Annotated in this window: 21 protein-coding genes, 1 pseudogene and 1 riboswitch; of the genes and pseudogenes, 8 read left to right on the top strand and 14 right to left on the bottom strand. The window is 74.7% G+C overall.

Features of this window, described 5'->3' with window-relative positions:
- Positions 1 to 48: 48 nt before the first annotated feature.
- On the top strand, positions 49 to 1041 hold the full coding sequence (locus tag JK356_RS06035; protein WP_201866500.1) for an ATP-binding cassette domain-containing protein: 993 nt from the start codon (positions 49 to 51) through the stop codon (positions 1039 to 1041).
- Entirely contained in the window at positions 1038 to 1841 is an 804-nt protein-coding gene (locus tag JK356_RS06030; RefSeq protein WP_201866499.1) for an ABC transporter permease, read from the top strand. The genes JK356_RS06035 and JK356_RS06030 overlap by 4 nt, the downstream gene beginning before the upstream one ends.
- 35 nt (positions 1842 to 1876) lie before the next feature.
- Here the strand turns inward: JK356_RS06030 and JK356_RS06025 are convergent, their stop codons facing one another.
- On the bottom strand, positions 1877 to 2725 hold the full coding sequence (locus tag JK356_RS06025; RefSeq protein ID WP_201866498.1) for a LysM peptidoglycan-binding domain-containing M23 family metallopeptidase: 849 nt from the start codon (positions 2723 to 2725) through the stop codon (positions 1877 to 1879).
- A gap of 3 nt (positions 2726 to 2728) precedes the next feature.
- Positions 2729 to 2945, bottom strand: a riboswitch (cyclic di-AMP (ydaO/yuaA leader).
- Positions 2946 to 3262: 317 nt separating this feature from the next.
- Between JK356_RS06025 and JK356_RS06020 the strand changes: the two genes are divergently transcribed.
- Positions 3263 to 3847: a GrpB family protein gene (locus JK356_RS06020; protein WP_201866497.1), complete on the top strand. Its 585-nt coding sequence runs from the start codon at positions 3263 to 3265 to the stop codon at positions 3845 to 3847.
- Positions 3848 to 3872: 25 nt separating this feature from the next.
- Here the strand turns inward: JK356_RS06020 and JK356_RS06015 are convergent, their stop codons facing one another.
- The 4 genes from JK356_RS06015 to JK356_RS06000 all read right to left on the bottom strand — a co-directional run bounded on the left by JK356_RS06015 (position 3873) and on the right by JK356_RS06000 (position 9149).
- Entirely contained in the window at positions 3873 to 6050 is a 2178-nt protein-coding gene (locus JK356_RS06015) for a DUF6351 family protein (protein WP_236670844.1), read from the bottom strand.
- A 91-nt stretch (positions 6051 to 6141) separates the two neighbouring features.
- The gene (locus JK356_RS06010; protein ID WP_201866496.1) at positions 6142 to 7365 is read right to left on the bottom strand and encodes a dipeptidase; all 1224 of its coding nucleotides are present in this window, start codon (positions 7363 to 7365) and stop codon (positions 6142 to 6144) included.
- Positions 7362 to 7928: a 5-(carboxyamino)imidazole ribonucleotide mutase gene (purE, locus tag JK356_RS06005; RefSeq protein WP_201866495.1), complete on the bottom strand. Its 567-nt coding sequence runs from the start codon at positions 7926 to 7928 to the stop codon at positions 7362 to 7364. The genes JK356_RS06010 and purE overlap by 4 nt, the downstream gene beginning before the upstream one ends.
- A gap of 63 nt (positions 7929 to 7991) precedes the next feature.
- On the bottom strand, positions 7992 to 9149 hold the full coding sequence (locus tag JK356_RS06000) for a 5-(carboxyamino)imidazole ribonucleotide synthase (RefSeq protein ID WP_201866494.1): 1158 nt from the start codon (positions 9147 to 9149) through the stop codon (positions 7992 to 7994).
- 101 nt (positions 9150 to 9250) lie between these two features.
- On the opposite strand from JK356_RS06000, the gene JK356_RS05995 reads away from it, so the two are divergent.
- Positions 9251 to 9742: a GtrA family protein gene (locus JK356_RS05995; RefSeq protein ID WP_201866493.1), complete on the top strand. Its 492-nt coding sequence runs from the start codon at positions 9251 to 9253 to the stop codon at positions 9740 to 9742.
- Positions 9743 to 9781: 39 nt separating this feature from the next.
- Here JK356_RS05995 and JK356_RS05990 read toward each other — a convergent pair whose 3' ends face one another.
- The 4 genes from JK356_RS05990 to JK356_RS05975 form a co-directional block, all read right to left on the bottom strand.
- Positions 9782 to 11026: an ATP-binding protein gene (locus tag JK356_RS05990; RefSeq protein WP_201866492.1), complete on the bottom strand. Its 1245-nt coding sequence runs from the start codon at positions 11024 to 11026 to the stop codon at positions 9782 to 9784.
- Between the two features lie 7 nt (positions 11027 to 11033).
- The gene (locus JK356_RS05985) at positions 11034 to 11711 is read right to left on the bottom strand and encodes a response regulator transcription factor (protein WP_201866491.1); all 678 of its coding nucleotides are present in this window, start codon (positions 11709 to 11711) and stop codon (positions 11034 to 11036) included.
- A 115-nt stretch (positions 11712 to 11826) separates the two neighbouring features.
- Complete coding sequence (locus tag JK356_RS05980; protein ID WP_201866490.1) at positions 11827 to 12315, bottom strand: ATP-binding protein; 489 nt, start codon at positions 12313 to 12315, stop codon at positions 11827 to 11829.
- Positions 12316 to 12574: 259 nt separating this feature from the next.
- The gene (locus tag JK356_RS05975; protein ID WP_201866489.1) at positions 12575 to 12955 is read right to left on the bottom strand and encodes an STAS domain-containing protein; all 381 of its coding nucleotides are present in this window, start codon (positions 12953 to 12955) and stop codon (positions 12575 to 12577) included.
- Positions 12956 to 13204: 249 nt separating this feature from the next.
- Here JK356_RS05975 and JK356_RS05970 point away from each other — a divergent pair, with 249 nt between their 5' ends.
- Both JK356_RS05970 and JK356_RS05965 read left to right on the top strand, forming a co-directional pair.
- The gene (locus tag JK356_RS05970) at positions 13205 to 14173 is read left to right on the top strand and encodes an RNA polymerase sigma factor SigF (protein ID WP_236670843.1); all 969 of its coding nucleotides are present in this window, start codon (positions 13205 to 13207) and stop codon (positions 14171 to 14173) included.
- Between the two features lie 201 nt (positions 14174 to 14374).
- Positions 14375 to 15075: pseudogene (locus JK356_RS05965) on the top strand (MOSC domain-containing protein).
- On the opposite strand, the gene JK356_RS05960 reads toward JK356_RS05965, so the two are convergent.
- The 5 genes from JK356_RS05960 to hutU all read right to left on the bottom strand — a co-directional run bounded on the left by JK356_RS05960 (position 15072) and on the right by hutU (position 22075).
- The gene (locus JK356_RS05960) at positions 15072 to 16376 is read right to left on the bottom strand and encodes an MFS transporter (RefSeq protein ID WP_201866488.1); all 1305 of its coding nucleotides are present in this window, start codon (positions 16374 to 16376) and stop codon (positions 15072 to 15074) included. The pseudogene JK356_RS05965 and the gene JK356_RS05960 overlap by 4 nt on opposite strands.
- A 57-nt stretch (positions 16377 to 16433) precedes the next feature.
- Positions 16434 to 17597, bottom strand: a complete 1164-nt coding sequence (hutI, locus tag JK356_RS05955) for an imidazolonepropionase (protein WP_307815451.1) — start codon at positions 17595 to 17597, stop codon at positions 16434 to 16436.
- A gap of 130 nt (positions 17598 to 17727) precedes the next feature.
- Entirely contained in the window at positions 17728 to 19080 is a 1353-nt protein-coding gene (locus tag JK356_RS05950; protein WP_201866486.1) for a formimidoylglutamate deiminase, read from the bottom strand.
- Entirely contained in the window at positions 19077 to 20300 is a 1224-nt protein-coding gene (locus tag JK356_RS05945; RefSeq protein ID WP_201866771.1) for an allantoate amidohydrolase, read from the bottom strand. Before JK356_RS05945 ends, JK356_RS05950 begins: the two co-directional genes overlap by 4 nt.
- A 77-nt stretch (positions 20301 to 20377) precedes the next feature.
- The gene (gene hutU, locus JK356_RS05940; protein WP_201866485.1) at positions 20378 to 22075 is read right to left on the bottom strand and encodes a urocanate hydratase; all 1698 of its coding nucleotides are present in this window, start codon (positions 22073 to 22075) and stop codon (positions 20378 to 20380) included.
- 63 nt (positions 22076 to 22138) lie between these two features.
- Between hutU and JK356_RS05935 the strand changes: the two genes are divergently transcribed.
- A complete protein-coding gene (locus tag JK356_RS05935) occupies positions 22139 to 23449 on the top strand; it encodes a diaminopimelate decarboxylase (protein WP_374100614.1) in 1311 nt (436 codons plus the stop codon).
- A 68-nt stretch (positions 23450 to 23517) separates the two neighbouring features.
- Positions 23518 to 23946 (top strand): hypothetical protein, encoded by a 429-nt coding sequence (locus JK356_RS05930; protein ID WP_201866770.1) that lies wholly within the window; start codon positions 23518 to 23520, stop codon positions 23944 to 23946.
- Positions 23947 to 24023: the final 77 nt, after the last annotated feature.

Here is a 24023-nt window from a genome sequence, read left to right as displayed (position 1 = left end):
AACTGTGTATGGTGTAGACTACGGCGTATACGGTTTTGGGGGTGCGAGATGAGCGGCCACGCCATCGAAGCCCGCGGGCTTCGCAAGCGGTACGGGGGGAGACGGCGCGCCACGACGGCACTGGACGGGCTGGAGCTGACCGTGCCCGCCGGCACGGTCCACGGCCTGCTGGGGCCCAACGGCGCCGGCAAGACGACGGCGGTGCGCGTGCTGTCGACGCTGCTGCGCTGCGACGAGGGGCGGGCCACGGTGTGCGGCTTCGACGTGGCCGAGCAGCCCGACGAGGTGCGGGCGCGGATCGGGCTGACCGGCCAGTACGCGAGCGTCGACGAGCAGCTCTCCGGCCGGCAGAACCTGGTGATGTTCGGACGGCTCGCGAAGCTGCGCCCGCGCGCCGCCCGGCGGCGCGCCGACGAGCTGCTGGAGCGGTTCGGCCTGACCGGCGCGGCGGGGAGGAGCGCCGGCCAGTACTCGGGCGGCATGCGGCGCCGGCTGGACCTCGCGGCCAGCATGGTGACCAGGCCGCAGCTGCTGTTCCTGGATGAGCCGACGACCGGCCTCGACCCGCGCAGCCGCAACCAGGTCTGGGACGCGGTCCGCGCCCTGGTCGCCGAGGGGACGACGGTGCTGCTGACCACGCAGTACCTGGAGGAGGCCGACCAGCTGGCCGGGCGGATCAGCGTCATCGATACGGGACGGGTCGTCGCCGAGGGCACGGCCGACGAGCTGAAGACGATGACGGGCGGGGACCGGCTGGAGGTGGTCGTGCGCGACACGGCCTGGCTGCCCGGCACGGCCGCCCTGGCGGCACGGATCGGTGACGGCGCGCCCGAGACCGACCCCGAGACGCGGCGCGTCAGCGTGCCGGTCGCGGACCGGGTGACGGCGCTGACGGACATGGTCCGGGCGCTGCACGACCAGGGCGTGGACGTCGAGGACATCGGCACCCGGCGCCCGACCCTCGACGAGGCGTTCCTGCACCTGACCCGCGCCGGCGGGCACACCCGAGCGGAGGCGGAGGCGGCATGGAAGGCGGCATGACCCTGGCGACGCGGCTGCGCTGGACCGTGGCCGACAGCTGGATCATGACGAGGCGCAACATGGCGCACGTGGCGCGCTCGCCCGAGGAGATAGGCCTCTACTTCTCGCTGCCCGTGATGTTCGTGCTCGTCTTCGGCTACGTCTTCGGCAGCGGCATGTCCGTGCCGGGCGGCGGCGGGTACCGGGAGTTCCTGCTGCCCGGCGTCTTCGCGATGACGATGCTCTACGGCATGGGCGCGACCGGCACGGCCATCGCGACGGACACGGGGCGGGGCGTGGTGGACCGGTTCCGCGCGATGCCGGTGGCGCGGTCGGCGCTGCTGGCGGGGCGCGGCACCGCTGATCTGCTGCGGGCGCTGCTGGAGACCGCGGTGCTGGTCGGCTGCGGCCTGCTGGTGGGCTGGGAGTGGCACCGCGGGGCGGGGCGCGCGCTGCTCGCGCTCGCGCTGGTGCTGCTGCTCCGGGTGGCGGTGACGTGGATCGGGATCTACCTGGGCCTGCTCGTGCGCGACCCGGACCGGGTCAGCCTGCTCGTCTTCCCGCTGGCGTTTCCGCTGACGGCTGCGTCGAACGTCTTCGTGGCACCGGAGCTGATGCCGGGCTGGCTGGGGACGGTGGCGGAGTGGAACCCGCTGTCGGCGACGGTCACGGCCGCGCGCGACCTGTTCGGGAACCCGGGCGTCTCGGGCGGCGGCTGGGCCACGGCGCACGCGACGGAGCTGGCGCTGTTCTGGCCGGCCGCGCTGACGGCCGTCTTCGCGCCCATGGCGGTGCGCCGGTACCAGCGGCTGGGCCGCTGATACCGGCGCACATCAGGGGGCGAGCGCCGGGGGTGTCAGAGCGCGACCCCGTGGGACCGCAGGTACGCCAGCGGGTCGACGTCGGAGCCGTAGGACGGGCCGGTCCGCACCTCGAAGTGCAGGTGCGGGCCGGTCACGTTGCCGGTGGCGCCGGACAGGCCGATCTGCTGGCCGGTGGTCACGCGCTCACCCGCGCTCACGGCGAGCGAGGACAGGTGGGCGTACTGGCTGTAGTGGCCGTCGTCGTGACGGATGACGACCTCGTTGCCGTAGGCGCCGCCGTTGCCGGCCGAGACGACCTCGCCGGAGGTGATGGCGACGACGGGGGTGCCGGTGGCGACCGGGAAGTCGATGCCGGTGTGGTAGCCGGAGGACCACATCGCGCCGGCGACGCCGTACCCGGTGGTCACGGCGCCGGCGACCGGGGCGGTGTAACCCGCGGCCGCTTCCTCGGCGGGAGCCTCCTCAGCCGGGGCTTCCTCAGCCGGAGCCTCCTCAGCCGGAGCCTCCTCAGCGGCGCCGGAGGCCGGCGCACCGTCCAGGCGCAGCTCCTGGCCCGGGAAGATGACGTCCGGGTCGTCGCCGATCACGTCGCGGTTGGCGTCGTACAGGCTCCGCCAGCCGCCGTCCACGTCGTTGCTGGTGGCGATCTTGAACAGGGTGTCGCCGCTCACGACGGTGTACACGCCGGAGCCCTCGTCCTCAGCGGCCCCCTGGGGCGCCTGGTGCGGGGCCGTGACCGGCTGGGCGGCGGGCGCGGCGGCGCTGGCGCCACCGGCGGCGAGCAGCGGGAGGGCCACGCCGGCCCCGCCCGCGGTAAGCATCAGGGAGACGCGGGTAACGCGGCGGGCGCGCTCCCGGCGGTGACGTCCGCGTGCGGACATAGGTGTGCTCCTCTCCAACGCCTGCGAGGTGAGCTGTCGGGTTCGGGCCGGAGTCGCCCGGCCGCGGCTGGACGCGGGCGCGGTGCGCCCCGCGTCGGCGGCGGCTTCACCCCAAGCCGGCGTGCGTGCGGCACGCCCGGCGGTCGTGGGTCCCCCGCTCCTGTCGCGCGGATGGTTCTGCCGTTCCGCTGCCGTCGACAGGATTCGGCGTCCGGCAGCGGGGCGCCGCGGATGCGACGCGGCCAGAACCGTAGACCGTCCAATTCGGACGACACAAGAAAACGGGGACCACTCACCCAAGATCGGCATCTACCGCACGGCCGATTCCGTTACCGACCGCACCAGGCCATAATCACAGGGCAAAGCGGGACGCAATGGCTCTGTGAGCGAAATGGCGGTCAAGTACCAGCATTCAGGGACCACTTGGCGGGGACGGGGTTACTTACGGGCGCCATACCGCCCGGCCGGCCAGCGGCCTCCTCGTGAATTCGGTCACGGCGGCGTCCCAGCGAAAACAAATGGAGGGGAAATTCTCATATGTCCGGATTACGGCGCGTGCGGCGCCCCGTCATCATCGACGCCTGCCCCGCCTGGGCCACCCGCGGCGCCGAACTGTGCGAGGACCTTCGCAGCGCGCTGCGCCCGTTAGCCGTGCGCGTCGACCACGTCGGCGGCACGGCCGTGCCCGGCATGGCGTCCCAGGACGTCATCGACCTCCAGGTCAGCGTGCGGAACCTGGACCGCGCGGCCGAGAGCTTCGACGCGCCGCTGGCCGGGCTCGGCTTCACCCGCTGCCCCGCCGAGCCGGAGCACGCCCCCGCCGGCTGGGACGGCGCGCCCGCGGCGGGCCGGGCCCGCGTGTGGTGCCGGCGCGGCCACCCGGACGGCGACGCCCGCGTGTCCGCCCACCTGAGCGGCTCGCCGGAGGAGCGGCGCGCCCTCCTGCTGCGCGACTGGTTCCGCGCGCACCCCGAGGCGGTCCCCGGCTACAGCGGCTACCAGCGCGCCCTGGCGGCCGCCGTCGCCGGCCACAGCGGCTACGCCGAGGTGATGGCCCCGGTCACGGACCTGCTCACCGAGCTCGCCGAGTCCTGGGCGGCCCGCACCGGCTGGCGGCCGTAGCCCGGCGCCTCGCCGCGCCCGGCGTTCAGAAGAACTGCCAGGTGCCGCCGAGACCGCGCTGGCCCACGCCCGGCCGCGACCAGTCGCACACCCCCTCGGCGAAGACGCGGAGCAGCCGCTCCCGCTGCGCCGTGGTCATCGGCACGCCGTAGGAGTCCGGGTCCGCCGGCCGCCGCTCGCAGACGATCACGTCGTTGGCCATGCCCGCCCCGGCGACCATCCGGGGCGAGGACCACACCGGGAAGGCGGTATTGCACCGCGTCGTGCCGACGCCGGGCACCTGCGGCTCGGCGATGCGTTCGCCGGTCACCGGGTCGAAGCAGGAATCGGTCAGGCCCGGCGGCCTGGTGCGGGCCACGCGCTCGGCCGGCGTGCCGGGCCCGTCGTCGGCCTGCAGCGCGGTGAGCCAGGCGTCGAGCTGCGACAGCGCCCAGGCCAGCACCGGGTTGTCCGAGGTGAAGCCGCGCTCTCCGTCGCGGTCGTCCTCCACGAGCATCACGTGATTGGCGCTGGTGCCGTTGGCCTTCTCCAGCCGCGCGCGGGTGGCGAACGACTGGAACCGCATGTGCAGGTCGCCTCCGGCGTTGTCGTCGGCGTAGGCGCGGTAGTCGATCACCGGCATCCCGGCCAGACCGGCCCCGCCGTTGAGCATCCGGCCGGTGCGGTACGCCGCCGCCACAGCCTCGGGATCGGCGGCCGTCCGCTCGGGCACGATGTTCGCGTCGGCGTCGAAGCCGCCGATCCGCTCGTTCAGGTCGAGGAACTGGTCGACGCTGATGACGCCGTCCGTCAGCGCCTGCCGCCCGTACTCGATGCCGCGGTTGTCCAGCGGCCGGTAGGCCAGGCCCGTCTCCGGGTCGCGGCCGTAGGAGGTCACGGCGTGGCTGTAGACGTCGCAGCGCGCCCCGTCCGGGTTGCGGACCGGGTCGTACCGCAGGTCCTGCGGCAGCTGGCTGGGGCAGTAGACCCGCGGGTCGATCCGGCGCGCGGCCGAGGCGAGCCTGCCGATGCTCTCCCAGGTGCCGAAGCCGGCGACGGCACGCTGCTGCTCGCTGGTGAACGTGCCGGGCGCGGTCTCGCGGAAGTAGTGGTCGAGCAGCCAGGCGTCGGTGAGGGTGTGCACGGTGCCGAAGCTGACGTCCGGGAAGCTGGCGCCGACCAGGGCGCCGTCGAGGAGCCCGGGATAGTTGTCGCCGATCTGGTGCGCCTGGTAGGAGCCGCCCGAGGAGCCCCAGCCGATGGTGAACTCGGGCGGGCCGTACGCCTCGATGAAGCGCTCCTTGACCATCGCCAGGGACTCGGCGGCGAGCAGGTCGTCGCAGTTGTTGCCGAAGACGTTCAGGGACGAGGAGGCCACGGCGTAGCCCTGGCGCAGCAGCCCGTCATGCGTCACGCCCCCGGTCGCGTCGCCCTGCACGTACCAGCCGCGCGGGCAGCCGCCGCCCAGCGTGTAGACGAGCCTGCCGTTCCAGCCGGACGAGCGGTGCCAGGCGTCGGGGGGCGGCAGCTCCGGGTCGGCGAGCACGGCGGTCTCATAGATGGCGCGGTTGAGGGTGCCGGTCTCGACGCGGACGATGTACGGCACCCGCGCGCCGGTGCTGGTCGTCGTCCAGGCCAGGTCGGCGGGTCTGGTGACCCCGTCGGGGAGCGGCAGCAGCTCGCCGTCCGTGGTCCGGTAGACGTAGTCGACGCGGGTTTCCGCCGAGCAGTCCTCGTCCAGCGGCGGGCCCAGGACGCCGCCCGCGACCAGGGCGAACCGCTCGGTGTCGCAGATGAACGGCGTCTGGTGCGGCCCCGAGAACACCGGCCCGGTCCGCGGATGGCTGGTGACGGTCAGGCGGGCGGGGCCCACGTGGCGCCCGGACGGGCCGCGCGCCGCCGCCGTCAGCGTCGTCGTGCCCAGCGGCAGGCCGGTGACCAGGCCGCGCAGCGCGCCGGGGCGGCCCGGCACGGGACGGAAGGCTCCGGTCACGTCGCGCCCGCCCGCCCGCACCTCGACGGCGCCTGGCGGCAGGCCCGGCGGCAGCGCGACCTCGACGAGCGCGTCGCCGCCCGTGACGGTGTCCGGGCGGGAGGAGAGGACCGTCAGCTCCAGCGTCTGGCCCGGACCACGGGCCCAGGACAGCGGGGTACCCAGGCCGCCCGCGACCAGCCCGGCGGCGGCCACGAGCGTGAGGAGCGTCTGCCACGCAGTGCGGCGCATCTTCTCACCGTACGGCTGCGTCGCCGGACGAGCACCGTCCGTGACGGGTGTCTGGCCGAAAACCCCGTCATGGCGGGCTCGTCCCAGCCAGTCACCCCGCCTCAGCGGGGCCGGCGCCCGGCCCGCCGGGCCGCTCGATGGTCGCCAGCGAGGGCGGGCGGCTGGCGGCGAGCGACCGGGCGACGGCCTCGGCGTCGCGCAGCACGCGCACCGCGTTGTGCCACGTCAGCTTCGCCAGGTCGGCCTCGGACCAGCCGCGGTCGAGCAGTTCGGCGATCAGGCGGGGGTAGCCCGCCACGCTCTCGAGGCCGTCGGGCACGAACGCCGTGCCGTCGTAGTCGCCGCCGAGGCCGATGTGGTCGATGCCCGCGACCTCACGCATGTGGTCCAGGTGGTCGGCGACGGTCGCGGCGGTGGCGCGGGGCCGGGGATTCGCCGCCTCGAACTCCGCGCGCAGCCGCTGGGCCCGCTCCCCCATGTCGAGCGGGTCCACCCCGTGCGCCTGCAGGTGCGCATCCGCGCGCGCCATCCACTCGGCGGCCTCCGGCAGCACGAACTTCGGCACGAAGGTCGCCATCGCCACCCCGCCGTTCGCGGGCAGCGCCGCCAGCACGTCATCCGGCACGTTCCTGGGGTGCGGGCAGACGGCGCGCGCCGAGGAGTGCGAGAAGATCACCGGCGCCTCGGTGACCCGCAGCGCGGCGCGCATGGTGTCCGCCGACACGTGCGAGAGGTCCACGAGCATGCCCAGGCGGTTCATCTCGCGCACGACCTCCTCGCCGAAGGCCGTGAGCCCGCCGTGCCGCGGCTCGTCGGTCGCCGAGTCGGCCCAGTCGTTGTTCTGGTTGTGCGTCAGGGTCAGGTACCGCACGCCGAGCCGGTGGAACGCCCGCAGCGTGGCGAGCGAGTTGTTCAGGCAGTGGCCGCCCTCGGCGCCCATCAGCGAGGCGATGCGCCCCTCGGCACGCGCCTCGGCGACGTCGTCGGCGGTCAGCGCCAGCCGCAGCTGCTCCGGGTAGCGGGCCACGAGGGCGAGGACCGCGTCGATCTGCTCCAGGCAGGCGCTCACGGCGGCGTCACCCGCGTACTCCCCCGGCACGTACACCGACCAGAACTGCGCGCCCACGCCGCCGGCCCGCAGCCGCGGCAGGTCGGTGTGGAGGTGCGCCGACTGGTCCTCGGCCAGGTCGCGCTGGCCGAGGTCGTAGCCGACCTGCATGCGCAGTGCCCAGGGCAGGTCGTTGTGCCCGTCGACGACGGGGTGCACCGTCAGCAGCTCCCGCGCCCGCGCCAGCGCGTCGGCCCCGGCGGTCACTTCCCGCTCCCCACGGGGCTGTCCGTGCTGGCCGTGCTGGCCGTGCCGTCCGTGCCGCCGGCCAGCGAGGCGCGCAGCCGCTCGCCCTTGCGCGCCGCCAGCTGCCGCAGCTCCTCCTGGAAGCCGCGCATCCGCGCGCGCAGCTCCGCATCGTGGGCGGCCAGCATGCGGACGGCGAGGAGCCCGGCGTTCCGCGCGCCGCCGACGGAGACCGTGGCGACGGGGACCCCGGCGGGCATCTGCACGATCGACAGCAGCGAGTCCATGCCGTCCAGGTGCTTCAGCGGCACGGGCACGCCGATCACGGGCAGCGGTGTGACGGCGGCGAGCATGCCCGGCAGGTGGGCGGCGCCGCCCGCGCCCGCGATGACTGCCCGCAGGCCGCGGCCGTCCGCCTGCTCCCCGTAGGCGAGCATCTCCTGCGGCATGCGGTGCGCCGAGACGACGTCCACCTCGTACGGCACGGAGAACTCCGCCAGCGCCTCAGCGGCGGCACGCATCACCGGCCAGTCCGAATCCGATCCCATCACGATGCCGACCAGCGGCCGCGCCGGGCTGCTCATAGGTCTCCCCTCAGTTCGTGTCTGCGGCAGGTGGTTCCCGCGGCCCGGGCGCGCCGGGCGGTCTCACTCGTCGATGACGCCGCGCAGGTAGTCGGCGGCGTGCCGCGCGCGTGCGCGGACGTCGGCCAGGTCCTCGCCGCAGACGGTGACGTGCCCCACCTTGCGGCCGGGCTTCACGTCCTTGCCGTACATGTGGATCTTCAGGCCCGGGTCGCGGGCCATGCAGTGCAGGAACGCCGGGTACATGTCGGGATAATCACCGCCCAGGACGTTCGTCATCACCGTCCAGGGCGCGCGGGGCCGCGGATCGCCCAGCGGCAGGTCGAGCACGGCCCGCAGGTGGTTGGCGAACTGCGAGGTGACGGCGCCGTCCTGCGTCCAGTGACCCGAGTTGTGCGGGCGCATCGCCAGCTCGTTCACCAGCACCCGCCCGTCGCGCGTCTCGAACAACTCGACCGCCAGGTGCCCGACGACGTCCAGCTCGCGGGCGAGGCGGAGCGCCAGCTCCTGGGCCGCCACGGCCAGCGACGCGTCGAGCCCGGGCGCGGGGGCGATCACCGTGTCGCACACGCCGCCGGTCTGGACCGACTCCACGACCGGGTAGGCGACGGCCTGCCCATGCGGGGAACGCACCACGCTGGCCGCGAGTTCCCGGGCGAAGTCCACCTTCTCCTCGGCCAGCACGGGCACCCCGGCCCGGAACGGGCCGCCGGGCCCGGCAGCCGCCTCGGCCTCGGCGGCGGAGCCGACGACCCACACCCCCTTGCCGTCGTACCCGCCGTGCACCGTCTTCAGCACCACCGGGAAACCGCCCGCCTCGCCGGCGAACCGGCACACGTCGGCGGGGTCCGTGACGATCCGGTGGCGGGGGCAGGGGACGCCCAGCTCCGTCAGGCGCGCGCGCATGGCGCCCTTGTCCTGCGCGTACCGCAGCGCGCCGGGGCCGGGACGGACGGTCACGCCGTCGGCCACCAGAGCTTGCAGGTGCTCGTTGGGCACGTGCTCGTGGTCGAACGTGATCACGTCGCAGCCCCGGGCGAAGGAGCGCAGCGTGTCCAGATCGCGGTAGTCGCCGACAACGACGTCCCGCACCACCTGGGCAGCGGAGTCCTGCGGGCCGTCGCTGAGAAGCCTGAACCTGATGCCGAGCGGAATGCCCGCCTCGTGCGTCATGCGGGCCAGCTGCCCGCCTCCGATCATGCCGACTACCGGGAATGTCACGCCCCCAGCGTATCGACCGGCTCCCACAGCCTGGCCGGAGCGCGGCAGGCGGGCGAGGAACCCGGGCGCGGCGCCCCTCGTTGTCTCCTAGCATGACCGGCATGAGGGGCCCGCACTCCGCACGCGCCAGGCTCCCGGGGATCGCGCGGGAAGCCGCCCGGTTCGGCGCCGTGGGCGCCTTCGGTTTCCTGGTCAACGTGCTGGTGTTCAACCTGTGCGCGCACGCGGCGGGCCTGGCTCCGGTCCGCTCCGGGGTGATCGCGACCACCGCCGCGGTGTGCACAAACTACGCCGGGAACCGCTACTGGACCTACCGTCACTGCGACAAGACCCGGCGGCGGCGGGAGGCAAGCCTGTTCCTGCTGTTCTCGGGCGCCGGCATGGTCCTGGAGAACGGCGTGCTCGCGCTCTCCCACTACGGCCTGGGCTTCACCTCGCCGCTCGCCGACAACCTCGCGAAGAACGTGATCGGGCTCGGCATCGGCTCGCTGTTCCGCTTCTGGTCCTACCGCACCTGGGTCTTCCGCGCCGTGCCGCCCGCGCCCGCCGCCCCGGCGGCCGGGGACCGCGACCGCGCGCCGCTGGCGGTCTAGCCGGCGGCCCCGGGGCGCGGGCCCCGCGGAGCCGTGGCGTCAGTCCTTGTCCGCCTCGCGGCTGAGGAAGAGCGCGAACACGGGGGGCCGCGACTGGAGCAGCTCCAGGCGCCCGCCGTCCGCCTCGGCCAGGTCGCGGGCGACCGCCAGGCCCAGTCCGGTGGAGTTCCGGCCGCTGACGGTGCGCTCGAAGACGCGGGCGCCCAGCTCGGTCGGCACCCCGGGGCCGTTGTCGGTGACCTCCACGACCACCTGGTTGCCCGTGGTGCGGGTGCGCAGGGCGACCGTTCCCGCGCCGTGCATCAGGGCGTTCTCCACGAGCGTGGCCAGCACCTGCGCGACCGCGCCCGGCGTGCCGACCGCGCGCAGCCCCTCCTTGCCGGAGTGGACCAGGGCCCGCCCGGCGCTGCGGAAGGCCGGTTTCCACTCCTCGATCTGCTGCTTGACGATCTCGTCCACGTCGAAGGCGATGGCCGAGCCGGTGCGGGGGTCGCGCGAGTTGGTCAGCAGCCGCTGCACGACGTCCGTCAGCCGCTCCACCTGCGCCAGCGCGATCGCCGCCTCCTCCTTGACGGTGTCGGCGTCGTCGGTGGCGATGATCTCCTCCAGGCGCATCGACAGCGCCGTCAGCGGCGTGCGCAGCTGGTGGGAGGCGTCGGCGGCGAGCCGCCGCTCCGCGGTGAGCATGCGGGCGATGCGTTCGGCGCTGGCGTCGAGCACGTCGGCGACGCGGTCCAGCTCCTCGACGCCGTACCGGCGGTGGCGGGGGCGGGGGTCGCCCGAGCCGAGGCGCTCGGCGGTCTCGGCCAGGTCGGTCAGCGGCGCGGCGACGCGGCGGGCCTGGCGCACGGCCAGCAGCGCCGCGGCGGCCACGGCCAGCAGCGAGACGACCAGGATGATGGTGAACATCCTGCCGATCTCGTCCGTGACGACGCTGCGGGGCTGCTGCACGGTGACCGTCTCGCCGTGGACGCCGGTCTGGGACGCCTGGGTGACCCCGGCGTCCCCGGGGTCCTCGCCGAGCGTCACCGGCGGCTGCCCGGCGAGCTCGATCACGACGTATCTGTCCGCGGGCGCCGAGGCGCTCATCTCCCCGGCGGTCACCGGCTCGCCCGCCGCGATGCGGCTCTCGACGTGGGCCACCAGGCGGGCGGCCTCGGCCTGGAGCGATTCCTCGGCGCTCTTCTCGATGGTGCGGACCTCGACGAAGAAGAGGGTCAGGCCGAAGACGGCGATGACGACGAGCACCACGGCGAGCGTGGAGACGATCAGGCGGCGGCGCACGGACCGCTCAGCTCTTCTCGAAGCGGAAGCCCACTCCCCGGACGGTCGCGATGTAGCGGGGGTTGGCCGCGTCGTCGCCGAGCTTCTTGCGCAGCCAGGAGATGTGCATGTCGAGCGTCTTGGTCGAGGACCACCAGGTGGTGTCCCACACCTCGCGCATGAGCTGCTCGCGCGTGACGACCCGGCCGGCGTCGCGGACCAGCACCCGCAGCAGGTCGAACTCCTTGGCCGTCAGGTGGAGCTCCTCGTCCCCCATCCACGCCCGGTGGGACTCGACGTCGATGCGGATGCCGTGGACGGCGGGCGCAGGGGCCGGGTCGGCCGTGCCGCGGCGCAGCAGGGCGCGCACCCGGGCCAGCAGCTCGGCGAGGCGGAATGGTTTCGTCACGTAGTCGTCCGCTCCGGCGTCGAGGCCGACGACGGTGTCCACTTCGTCCGCGCGCGCGGTGAGCACGAGTACCGGCAGCCCGAGGCCCTCGGTCCGCAGCCTGCGGCAGACCTCCAGGCCGTCCATGCCCGGCAGGCCCAGGTCGAGCACCACCAGGTCTACGTCCCCCTGGAGTCCGGCCCGCAGCGCGGCGGGGCCGTCCTCCCGTACCTCCACCTCATATCCCTCGCGTCGCAGCGCTCGTGCCAGCGGCTCCGAGATGGAGGCGTCATCCTCGGCGAGCAGAACTCGGGTCATGGCCCGATGGTAGACGCCCGCCGTTCCGGCCGTCCGGGACAGAACGAGGCGGGACGGGCGCGGGGGCGGACGTCTGCGGCGCGCGCCGCGGGGCGCAAGGCCGCTGGGGCGGTGGTCAGGAGGCTTCGGGAGAGGCGAGCTCCGCCCAGACGGTCTTCTGGCCGCTGTCCGCGTCGCGGATGGTGCCCCAGTCCAGGCACAGCCGCTGCACGATGAACATGCCGTGGCCGCCCGGGCGGCCGGCGCGGCGCGAGGTCTGCAGCTCGGGCCCGCCCTCGCCCCGGTCGGCGACCTCCACGCGCAGCAGCTTGGCGGCGTGGGCTATGCGCAGTTCCTCCGGGCCGCCGGCGTGGAGGCAGGCGTTGGTGACCAGTTCGGAGACGACGAGCAGGGCGTCCTCGGCGGCGGCACGGCCCTCGGGGGTCTCGGCGGGCAGCCAGCCCCAGTCGTGCAGGGCCCTGCGGGTGAACTCCCTGGCGCGCGAGACGGAGCCGGGCACGCCGGTCAGCATGAGCCGCCGCACCTGCCGTGGCGGGGCGGCGGGCGCCAGGGAGGACGGCTCGGCGCCCCAGTCGCCAGCCGGGTACGGACGGGTCGCACTCATGCCGCCTCCCCTCACCGTCCTGTTCGCCCACGTCGGGCAGGAAGTGACCGTGATCCCGCCGGTGGCTGTCGTGCTGTCCGGCGTGACTGGGCTCCTGCCCTGGCCGGCGCGGTGCACACCCGTCCGAGCCGCCCAATAGTGTGACCCGCGCAACGGTTTCCGTACAGCGGGCACCAGGCGCGAGCGGGGTGGCGCCGGACACACCAGGCCAGGCGGCCTCCCCCCATAAGCCCACAAGCCGGGCCGCGGCTGGGGACAGCTAGTCGGCGGGGAGCGAGGCGAGGGCGTCGTTGAGGCTGCTGTGCACGGTGAACACGGCACCGGCACCGGTGATCTCGAGCACCCGGGCGACGATCGGGCGCATCCCGGCGAGGTGCACCTCACCGCCCTTGGCCTGCGCGGCGAGCCGGGCGCCCAGCAGGACGTTGAGCCCGGTGGAATCGCAGAACTCCAGCCCCGAGCAGTCGACGACGATGCGGGAATGGCCGCCGGAGACGCAGGTGTCGAGCGCCTCGCGCAGCGTGGCGGCGGAGTGGTGATCAAGCTCACCCGCGGGAGCGATCACCGCGCTCGCACCCACGTGCCGCACGGTGACCGTCAACTGCTGCCGGTTCTTGTCCCCCGGCATGCCGCGGTCCATGCAGCCCCCTTCAAATCGGAGCCCGTTCCTGGCTAGGTTCGAAACCCTAGCCCTAAGCGCCCCCTCCTGACACCCTAACAGGACTGACATTCCTCCGAATTCGGGCGTAGCAGACTTGCCATGTCCGGCGGGGGACCGGTAGGCGTAGTGAAGACACCCGATATTTCCGAGCCGGCTTTGGAGGCGCCGCAACTACACCGCACGTCATGGCCTCGGCAGCCATATGCCGAAACATTACGGAGGACACACATGTCACCCGCCCCCCAGACCGGCGATCCGCAGACGACGGACGGCGGCACTGACGCCGCCACCACAGCGGCGTCGCCCGACTCCCTGCCCACGCGGCCGGAGGTGCCCCGGCAGCTCGGTTCCGCCGAGCCGCCGCACGACGCGGGCGCCGGCACCGGCGACTTCCTGGCATCGCTGCCGGAGATCCCACCGTTCGACGAGGTGGAGCCGCTCGACGCGCGGGCGCTGTCCAAAAGCCTGTTCTCGCGGCTGAAGGTTCTCGAAGAGGGCACGCACGAGTACGCCTACGTGCGGAACACCCTGGTCGAGCTGAACCTCGCCCTCGTCAAGTTCGCCGCCTCCCGCTTCCGCTCGCGCAGCGAGCCGATGGAGGACATCGTCCAGGTCGGCACCATAGGACTGATCAAGGCGATCGACCGGTTCGAGGCCGACCGCGGTGTGGAGTTCCCCACGTTCGCGATGCCGACGATCGTGGGCGAGATCAAGCGCTTCTTCCGCGACACCTCCTGGTCGGTCCGGGTCCCGCGCCGGCTCCAGGAGCTGCGGCTCGACCTGGCCAAGGCCGGGGACGAACTGGCGCAGAAGCTGGACCGCGCGCCGACCGTGGCCGAGCTCGCGGAGCGGCTGAACCTCAGCGAGGACGAGGTCGTCGAAGGGATGGCCGCGTCCAACGCGTACACCGCCAGCTCGCTGGACGCCCAGCCCGAAGAGGACGACGCCGAGGGCGCGCTCGCCGACCGCATCGGGTATGAGGATCACGGCCTCGAAGGCATCGAGTACATCGAGTCCCTCAAGCCGCTGATCGCCGAGATGTCGCCGCGCGACCGGAAGATACTCTCGCTGCGCTTCGTGGCGAACATGACCCAGTCGGAGATCGGTGAGGAGCTGGGCATCTCGCAGATGCACGTCTCCCGCCTGCTCGCCAGAACCCTCGGCCGGCTGCGGCGCGGCCTGATGATCGAGGAATGACCCCGGCAGGACGGCCGGCACCTCCGGCGCGTCCGGCACGGCACCGTGGCTGACGGCTGTTCCGTGCGTTCCGCCAGGCCAGCGCGACGGGCGCGCCGGGCGGAACGCACGGGGCAGCCGTTTTCCCGTGCCTGCCCCCGCTGCACCGCCGCGCTTCGTCCCCGCCCCGCCGCCCGGCGGGGCGCCCTTATGGTGGCGGGCATGCCGCACGATCCCCGCGCGCAGGGCGCGACCCCCCAGGTGCTGTCCGTCAACGTCGGCAAGGCCTCGGCCGCCGCCGCCACCGCCGCGCCGAGCGGGCTGACCGGCATCGACAAGCGGCCCGTCGCGGGCCCCGTCGCCGTCGCCGAGCCGGGGCCGCGCGGCCACGGGGGCAGCGGACTCGCGGGGGACGCCGTGTGCGACCTGCGGCACCACGGCGGCACCGACCAGGCCGTCTACGCCTATGCCCGGGAGGACCTCGACCGCTGGGAACGCACCCTGGGACGCGAGCTGCCCAGCGGCGTCTTCGGCGAGAACCTGACGATCACGGGCGTCGACGTCTCCGGCGTCCTCGTCGGCGAACGCTGGCGCGTCGGCCGCGACCTGGTGCTGGAGGCGACCCGGCCCCGCCTGCCCTGCCGCACCTTCGCCGACTGGCTGCAGGAAGCGGGCTGGATCAGGCGCTTCACGGACGAGGCGGCCCCCGGCGCCTACTTCCGCGTCATCGAGCCGGGCGAGGTACGCGCCGGTGACCGCATCGAGGTGCTGCGCCGCCCCGGCACGAGGTGTCGGTGTCCTTCCTGTTCCGGGCCCAGACCACGGCGCCCGAGCTGCGGCCCCGCCTGATCGCCGCGGCCGGGTACCTGCCCCAGCCGGAACGGGACAAGGCCGAGGCCTGGGCGGCGGGCGGCCGCCGCTAGGCTTCCTCGCGCGGCCGCGCCGGGGCGGGCGCGGGCGGGGCGTCCGCGCCGGCGGCGTAGGCCCGCGCGATCGCGGCGGCGTTCAGGTGCCGCCGGACGTACAGCAGCAGCCCCAGGCTGGCCGCCGCCGCGACCAGATACGGAGCGCGCAGCGCCGCCTCCCGGCTCGCCAGCGTCTCGACCAGCGTGACCAGGCCGCCGCCGGCCGCCATGCCGAGCGGGATGGCGCCCCAGCCGAGCAGCCGGTAGGCGCTGTTGACCCGGCCGAGCAGATGGTCGGGGACGAGGGTCTGGCGCATCGAGACGGTCACCACGTTCCACAGCACGGCGACGACGCCGGTCGCCGCCATGGCCACCGCCACGACGTACGCCTGCGCCACCAGGCCCATGACCGCGTACGCGGCCGTCCACACCACCACCAGCAGGACCAGGGACCGGGCCCGGCCCAGCCGCCTGCTCACCGCCTCCGCCACCAGGCCGCCGATCACGCCGCCGGCCCCGAAGGCCGAACCGAGGACGGCGAACCCGACGGCGCCAAGGTCCAGCAGCTCCTGGGCGTACAGCACATAGACGGCCATGCCGGCCTGGCTGGCGCCGTTGACCACGGCGAGCGTGACGGCCAGCGGGCGCAGCAGCGGGTGCCGCCACAGCCAGCGCACGCCCTGGGCCATCTCGGCGCGCATGCTCCGCCGCCCGGACTCCCGGCCCGCGCCGGGAGGGCCGGACGGCCCGGGTATGGCACGGAAACTGCCGCGCAGCGTGAGCAGCAGCACGGCCGCGACCGACACCAGGCCCGCCCCGGCGGCGAACGGCAGGGCGAGCGCGGCGCCGACCAGCACACCGCCGAGGGGGCGCCCGCCGAAGTCCTCGGCTACGAAATGCGTCGCCATCAGGCGGCCGTTGGCCCGCTCCAGGCCGTCCCTGCCGACGACCGCGGGCAGGATGACCTGCGAGGTGTTGTCCACGAGGACCTCGGCGAAGCCGAGCAGCAGCGCGCCGGCGTACAGCAGCGGCAGCGTAAGGCCGCCGGCGGCGGTCAGCAGCGCCAGCGCCGCCAGCACAATGCCGCGCGCGGCGTTCATCGTCACCATCACCCGCCGCCGGTCGAGCCGGTCGGCCAGCACCCCCGCCGGGAGGCTGAACAGCAGCCACGGCAGCCGCGTCGCCACGCCCGTCAGCGCGATGAGCAACGCGCTGTCCGTGAGCGTCGTCGCCAGCCACGGGAAGGCGACGGCGCCCAGGCCGTCCGCCACGTTGGACAGGCCGCTGGCGGCCCACAGCCGCGCGAAGCCGTGCCTCATACGCTCGCACCCCCTGATCCGCGTGCCCCCTCGCACGCATGCTCACCGTGGATGCTCTCACGCCCCGCTGACAACCGGCAGGCCGCCGCGGAACACCTGGCGGACCAGCGGCACGCCGGGGCGGTAGGCGAGGTGGACGTGGGAGGGCGCGTCCAGCAGCACGAGATCGGCCCGGCAGCCGGGGGCCAGGCGCCCGACGTCCCGGCGGCGCAGGGCCGCCGCGCCGCCCGCCGTGGCCGCCCACAGCGCCTCGTCGGGCGTCATCCCCATCTCCCGCACGGCCAGGGCGAGGCAGAACGGCATGGAGCTGGTGAAGGACGAGCCCGGGTTGCAGTCCGTGGCCAGCGCGACGGTGGCGCCGGCGTCCAGCAGGCGGCGGGCGTCGGCGTAGGGCGAGCGCGTGGAGAACTCACAGCCCGGCAGCAGCGTGGCGACCGTGCGGCCGCGGGCCTGGGCCAGCGCGTCCACGTCCTCGTCCGTCAGGTAGGTGCAGTGGTCGACGGACGCCGCGCCCAGCTCGACCGCCAGGCGCACGCCGGGCCCCGGGCCGAGCTGGCTGGCGTGCAGCCGCGGGACCAGGCCGCGGGCGGCGCCGGCGGCCAGGACGGCGCGGGCCTGGCCGGGCCCGAAGGCGCCGCGCTCGCAGAACGCGTCGATCCAGCGGGCATGCGGCGCGCAGGCGTCGAGCATGGGGCCGGTAACGGTCTCGACGTACTCCTCCGGCGTGGTGCCGGGCGCGGGCACGTGGGCGCCGAGGAACGTGGTCTCCTCGGTGTGCTGGCGGGCGACCCGCAGCGCGCGGGCCTCGTCCGCGACGGTGAGGCCGTAGCCGGACTTGGTCTCCACGGTGGTGGTGCCCTGGGCGAGTGCCTCCCGGAGCAGGGCGGTGAGGCGGCCGGCGAGCCGGGCGTCGCTGGCCTGCCGGGTCGCGGCAACCGTGGCATAGATGCCCCCGGCGGTGTAGGGGCGGCCCGCCATCCGCGCGGCGAATTCCCCGGCCCGGTCGCCGTCGAACAGCAGGTGGGTGTGGGAGTCGACGAAGCCGGGGATCACGGCCCGGCCCGCCGCGTCGAGGTGACTGTCAGTGGCGGGTGCTTTGCTGGTCGTGCCGGCCCAGGCGACGCGGCCGCCGTCGATGACGAGCGCCGCGTCGGTCAGGACGCCCAGCGGGCCGGCGCCGAGGGAGGGATCGTTGGTGACGAGGGTGCCGATGCGGGTGATCGCGAGGCTGCCGGCGCTGCTGCCGGTACTGCCGGTGCTGCCGGTGCTGTCGGTGCTGTCGGTGCTGTCGGTGCTGGTCAAGCGGGGATGGCCTCCTCCTGCTCCCCGGGCGCGGCGGCCGGCGCCCGGCTCAGCGGTCGTGCCACAGCCGGCCGATCGCCTGCCGCAGCTGCCGCGGCGCGTCGTGGACGAGCTGGTGGCCGCCGTCGCGGACGATGTGCCGCCCGGCGACGACGGTGTGGCGCACGTCGGCGGCGGTGGCGGCATAGACGGCGGTCTCGGCGCCGAGCCGGGGCGGCGGCCCGGCGGTCCTGACGGAGTCGAGCGTGAGGGTGGTGAGGTCGGCCAGCGCCCCCGCCTCCAGGCGGCCGCCCTCGGGCCAGCCCAGGGCGGCGTGGCCCTCCTCGCTGGCGGCGCGCAGCAGCTGGGAGGCGGTGAAGTGGCCGCGGGTGCGGCGGGCCAGCCGCTCGTGGTGCTCGACGGCCCTGGCCTCTTCGAACAGGTCGATGACGGCGTGGCTGTCGGTCCCCAGGCACAGCGGGCTGCCCGCCGCCCGCAGCCGGGCGGCCGGGCCCATGCCGTCGGCGAGGTCCCGTTCGGTCGTGGGGCACAGGCAGACGGTGGTGCCGTGCCGGCCGAGCAGCGCGATGTCCTCGTCGGTGAGGTGGGTGCCGTGCACGGCGGTGGTGCCGCGGCCGAGCACCCCGTGGTCGGCCAGCAGCCGGGCGGGGGTGCGGCCGTGGGCGCGCAGGCAGGCGTCGTTCTCCGCGGGCTGCTCGGACAGGTGCAGGTGCAGCGGGGCGCGGCGCTCGGCGGCCCAGGCGGCGACGGTGGCGAGGTCCCCGGCGGGCACGGCCCGCACGGAGTGGAGGGCGGCGCCGATCCTGGTGGTGGCGTTGCCCGTGAGGGCGCTCGCCCGCGCGGCCCAGGCCCCGGCGGTGCCATCGCTGAAGCGCAGCTGGGGGCGGGTGGGCGGCTCGCCGAAGCCGGAGGACAGGTAGCAGGCGTCGAGCAGGGTGATGCGGATGCCGGCCTCGGCGGCGGCGGCGATGAGCGCCTCGCCCATGGCGTTCGGCTCCTCGTAGGGGGTGCCGCCCGGCTGGTGGTGCACATAGTGGAACTCGCCGACGCAGGTGATCCCGGCCAGCGCCATCTCGGCGTAGACGGCGCTGGCCAGGGCGAAGAGGCTGTCGGGCGTGAGCCGGGCGGCGAGGGTGTACATGGCCTGCCGCCAGGTCCAGAAGGTGCCGCCGCCGGTCTGGGTGAGCCCTCGCAGCGCCCGGTGGAAGACGTGGCTGTGGGCGTTGGCCAGACCCGGCAGGGTCAGCCCCGGCAGCGGCACGGCACCGGCCGGCGGCTCCGGGACGTCCGTGTCGACGCGGGTGATCAGCCCGGAGCGGCCGCACGCGATGACGACGCCCGGCTCGACCGTGCCGTTGAGCCAGGCGTGCTCGGCCCAGTAGGTCTGCTCGCTCAGTGTCATCCGGGTGCCTCCGCCTCGTCGCAGCGGCCGGTCAGCAGCTCCTGGAGCGCGCGGGTCAGGGCGGCGACGCCCGCCAGGCAGTCGGCCTCCTCGGCGTGCTCGCCGGGGGCGTGCGAGACGCCGCTGGGATTGCGGACGAACAGCATCGCGGCGGGCACGGGCGCGGGGAGCGCTGTCGCCAGGACACCGGCGTCGTGGCCCGCGCCGGTAGGCAGCACGGGGACGCCGCCCAGGCAGGCGGCGATCCGCTGGCGCAGCCCGGCGGAGAAGGAGACAGCGGGCGTGCGGGACTCGGCGGTGACGCTGACCGTCACGCCGTCGCGGCGGCCGCGTTCGGCGGCGGAGGTCTCGACGGCGGCGATGAACTCCGTGAGCGTCGCGGGGTCGGGAGCGCGGGCGTCGAGCCAGGCGGTGACCGCCGAGGGGATGGCGTTGACGCCGCCGGGTTCCGCCGCGACCTTGCCGATGGTGGCCAGCGCCCCGGCCTGCCGGGCCTTCTTGCGCGCGGCCAGGACGGTGTGGGCGAAGGTCAGCATCGGGTCGTGGCGGTCCTCCAGCAGGGTGGTGCCGGCGTGGTTGCCCTCGCCGTGGAAGACGAGGCGCCAGCGGCCGTGGGGCCAGATGGCGGAGGCGACCCCCACGGCGTGGCCGGTGCGGTGCAGCGCCCGCCCCTGCTCGATGTGGAGTTCGACGAACGCGGCGACGCGACCGAGCCGCTTGGGATCCGGGCCGAGCGTCTCGGGGCGGTGGCCGGCGCGGCGCATGGCCTCGGCAAGGGTGACGCCGTCGGCGTCCCGCAGGCCGCGCGCGGCTTCGGGGTCGAGCAGCCCGCAGGCCAGCCGGGAGCCGACGCAGGGGGCGCCGAAGCGGGCGCCTTCCTCGTCGGCGAAGTTGACCACGGCGAGCGGGGGTCCCGTCACGCCGCGGGCGCGCAGCCCGTCGAGCGCGGCGAAGCCGGAGACGACGCCGAGCGGCCCGTCATAGGCGCCGCCGCTGGGGACCGAGTCCAGGTGGGAGCCGGTGACGATGGCGCCGGGCGCGTCCGGGTCGCCGTACCAGGCCCACTGGTTGCCGTTGCGGTCCACCTCGTAAGCAAGCCCTCGGTCCTGCGCCTCCTCACGGAACCACGCGCGGCACTCCGCGTCCGCGGCGGTCCAGGCGAACCGGCGGTAGCCCCCAGTCCGCCGGTCGCGGCCGACGGGGAGCAGCCGGGCCCACATCCGGCGGAACGACTCCGCTGCTTCCGGGTGTGCCGCCGGGTGCGCCGCCGCCCGCCCGTCCCCCTGCCCCTGCGCGGTCATGGCGCCTCCTCGCGCGCGGTTTCGCGCATGGGCAGGCGGACGCCCCGCTCGGCGGCGACCTCCTCGGCGGCCTCGTAGCCGGCGTCCGCGTGGCGCAGGACGCCGGTGGCGGGGTCGTTGGTGAGGACCCGGCGGATCTTCTCCGCCGCCAGCGGGGTGCCGTCGGCGACCGTCACCTGGCCCGCGTGCAGGGAGCGGCCGATGCCGACCCCGCCGCCGTTGTGGACCGACACCCAGGAGGCCCCGGAGGCGACGTTGACCATGGCGTTGAGCAGCGGCCAGTCGGCGATGGCGTCCGAGCCGTCGCGCATGGCCTCGGTCTCGCGGTGGGGAGAGGCGACCGACCCGCAGTCCAGGTGGTCCCGGCCGATGACGACCGGGGCGGCCAGCTCGCCCCGGGCGACCATGTCGTTGAACCGCTCCCCGGCACGGTCGCGCTCCCCGTAACCGAGCCAGCAGATGCGGGCGGGCAGGCCCTGGAAGCGGACGCGTTCCCCAGCCAGCGTGAGCCACCGGACCAGCGCCTCGTTGCCGGGGAAGAGCTCCTTCACAGCGCGGTCCGTGGCGGCGATGTCGCGCGGGTCGCCGCTGAGGGCGACCCAGCGGAACGGGCCCTTGCCCTCGCAGAACAGCGGCCGGATGTACGCGGGGACGAAGCCGGGGAAGGCGAAGGCGCGCTCGTACCCGGCGGCAGCGGCCTCGCCGCGGATCGAGTTGCCGTAGTCGAAGACCTCGGCCCCGGCGTCCTGGAAACCCACCATGGCCTCGACGTGGACGGCCATGGACTCGCGGGCCCGGCGGGTGAACTCCGCGGGCCGCTCCCGGGCGTAGGCGGCCATGTCCGCGTGGTCGACGCCCAGCGGCAGGTAGGTCAGCGGATCGTGCGCGCTGGTCTGGTCGGTGACGATGTCCACGGGGGCGCCCATGGCGAGCAGGCGGGGCACCACGTCCGCCGCGTTGCCCCGCAGGCCGACCGACAGCGGGCGCCGCTCGCTCCGGGCCCGCTCGGTGAGCCGCAGCGCCTCGTCGAGGGAGCCGGCGCAGGCATCGAGGTAGCCGTGGTCCATGCGGCGCCTGATCGCCCGCTCGTCGCAGTCGACGCACAGCACCACGCCGCCGTTCATCGTGACGGCCCACGGCTGGGCCCCGCCCATGCCGCCGAGCCCGGCGGTCAGCGTGAGCGTGCCCGCCAGCGAGCCGCCGAACCGCTTGGCCGCGACCGCGGCGAACGTCTCGTAGGTGCCCTGGAGGATCCCCTGCGTGCCGATGTAGATCCACGAGCCCGCCGTCATCTGCCCGTACATCGTCAGCCCCAGCTGCTCCAGGCGGCGGAACTCCTCCCAGGTGGACCACTCCCCCACCAGGTTGGCGTTGGCGATCAGGACACGCGGCGCCCACTCGTGCGTCGTCATCACCCCGACGGGCCGCCCGGACTGCACCAGCATGGTCTCGTCGTCCCGCAGCGTGGCCAGCGTGCGGACCATGGCGTCGAACGAGCGCCAGTCGCGGGCGGCCTTGCCCGCCCCGCCGTAGACGACGAGCCGCTCCGGGTGCTCGGCCACCTCCGGGTCCAGGTTGTTGTGCAGCATCCGCAGCGCAGCCTCCTGCGGCCAGCCCCGGGCGGTCAGCGTGCTCCCGCGCGGCGCGCGCACGTTACGCGGCCCGGGCGCCCGCGCCGCGGCGGATTCTGTCATCGTGCCCTCCCGCCGTGCTTGGCTGTCTCCATGGTGGATCCTTCCCGGCGCGTAAGGCGCGATATGGCCGTGCGGGCGGCGCTGGCCCGCCGCCTGCTGACCGACGACGCACCGCTCGCCGCGCTGCTCGACCTGCAGGACATCCGTGAGAGCGCCTCCGCTCTCCATGCTGCCTTCGCGGAGGTCGCCGCGCCCGGCCAGCGGGTGACGCACACCTTCGCCGTCAAGGCGTGCTCGCTGGTGCCCGTGCTGCGGTTCCTCGGCGGCCTCGGCATCGGCTGCGAGGTCGCCAGCCCGGGTGAGCTGGCGCTCGCGCGGGCCGCCGGGATTGCGGCGGACCGCATCGTCCTGGACTCGCCCGCCAAGACCCCGTCCGAGCTGCGCCAGGCGCTGGCGCTGGGCATCGCCCTCAACGCCGACAGCCCGCAGGAACTGGACCGCCTCGACGGTCTGGTCCCCGGCGCGCCCGGCCACGGGCCGCTCGGCCTGCGCGTCAACCCGCAGGTCGGCGGCGGCAGCATCGACGCGATGGCCACCGCGACGGCCACGTCGAAGTTCGGCGTCCCGCTCGCCGACCCCGGCGCCCGCGACTGGGTGCTGCGTGCCTTCGCCGAGCGTCCCTGGCTGACCCGGCTGCACTGTCACACCGGCTCCCAGGGCATTCCGCTGGAGCGGATGGCCGAGGGAGTGCGCGCCCTGTACGGCCTGGCCGAGGAGATCAACCGGGCCGCGGGCCGCCGCCAGGTGGACACCCTCGACATCGGGGGCGGCCTGCCGGTGAACTTCGCGTCCGAGGAGACCACCCCCTCCTTCGCTGACTACGCCCGGCTGCTGCGCCGCGAGGTTCCCGGCCTCTTCGACGGCCGGTACGGCCTGGTGACGGAGTTCGGCCGGTCCCTGCTGGCCAAGTCCGGCACGATCCTGGCGCGCGTGGAGTACACCAAGTCGGCGGGCGGCCGCCCGATCGCCGTCACGCACGCCGGGGCGCAGGTCGCGGTCCGCACGGTGTTCGCGCCGTCCTCCTGGCCGCTGCGCGTGGCCGCCTACGGGCCGGACGGCGTGCCCAAGACCGGCGGGCCGCTGCGGCAGGACGTGGCGGGCCCGTGCTGCTTCGCGGGTGACCTGGTGGCCCGCGACCGGCCGCTGCCGCCGCTCGCACCCGGTGACGTCGTCGCCCTCCTGGACACCGGCGCCTACTACCCGTCCACGCCGTTCGGCTACAACGCGCTGCCGCGCCCCGGCGTGTACGGGTTCCGGCTGGCCGCGCCGGGCGGCCCGGACGATGCCGTCGCCTTCACGGTGATCCGCCGCCCGCAGACGCTGGCCGGGCTGGTTGAGGAAGCGGGAGGGGACGTACCGGAGGCCCAGTGGTGAGAAGGGGGGTTAAAGGGGGGTTATCCGCAGTGTTGCCGCCCGGGCCGGGGCCGTACCGTGTGGGCATGATGAGTGCCCGCGACCCCGAGATGGACCACGAGACCGATCTCAAGGGTGATCTCAACGCCGCTGTGCAGACGCGCAAGGAGCTCGGAGAGGCGTACGAGTCCGAGCTCATCGAGTCGTTCCTCGAAAAGGTGGAACAACGCATCGACGCGACAGTGGAGAAACGGGTACGACGGCAGCTCGCGGAGCAGCAGATGGTGATCGCGCGCGGCGGCCGCCAGCCGCAAGGGGGCGTGGAACCGCACGGCCCCGGCCCCGCCTTCGGCCTGGCGGCCCTGTCGATGGTGCTGGCGATTCCGCTGTCGGCCATCGCCGCCGCCCAGACCGGCCTGGCCGGGCTGCTCACCTGCTGGATCGGCATCGTCGGCGTCAACGCCTGCTACGCGTGGGGCCGGTCGCGGCGCGGCGGTGAGCACGACAACTGGGGCTGACCGGCGCGCTGACCCGTGCGGAGAGAACACCCGCCGGGCCCGGCCGCACGGGCCGGGCAGAAAGACTGGCGGGGACC

Origin of the sequence: Streptomyces sp. 7-21 (assembly GCF_016741785.1) — a bacterium.
In the GTDB taxonomy this organism is placed as follows: domain Bacteria; phylum Actinomycetota; class Actinomycetes; order Streptomycetales; family Streptomycetaceae; genus Streptomyces.
This window is presented reverse-complemented; position numbering and strand designations above follow the sequence as displayed.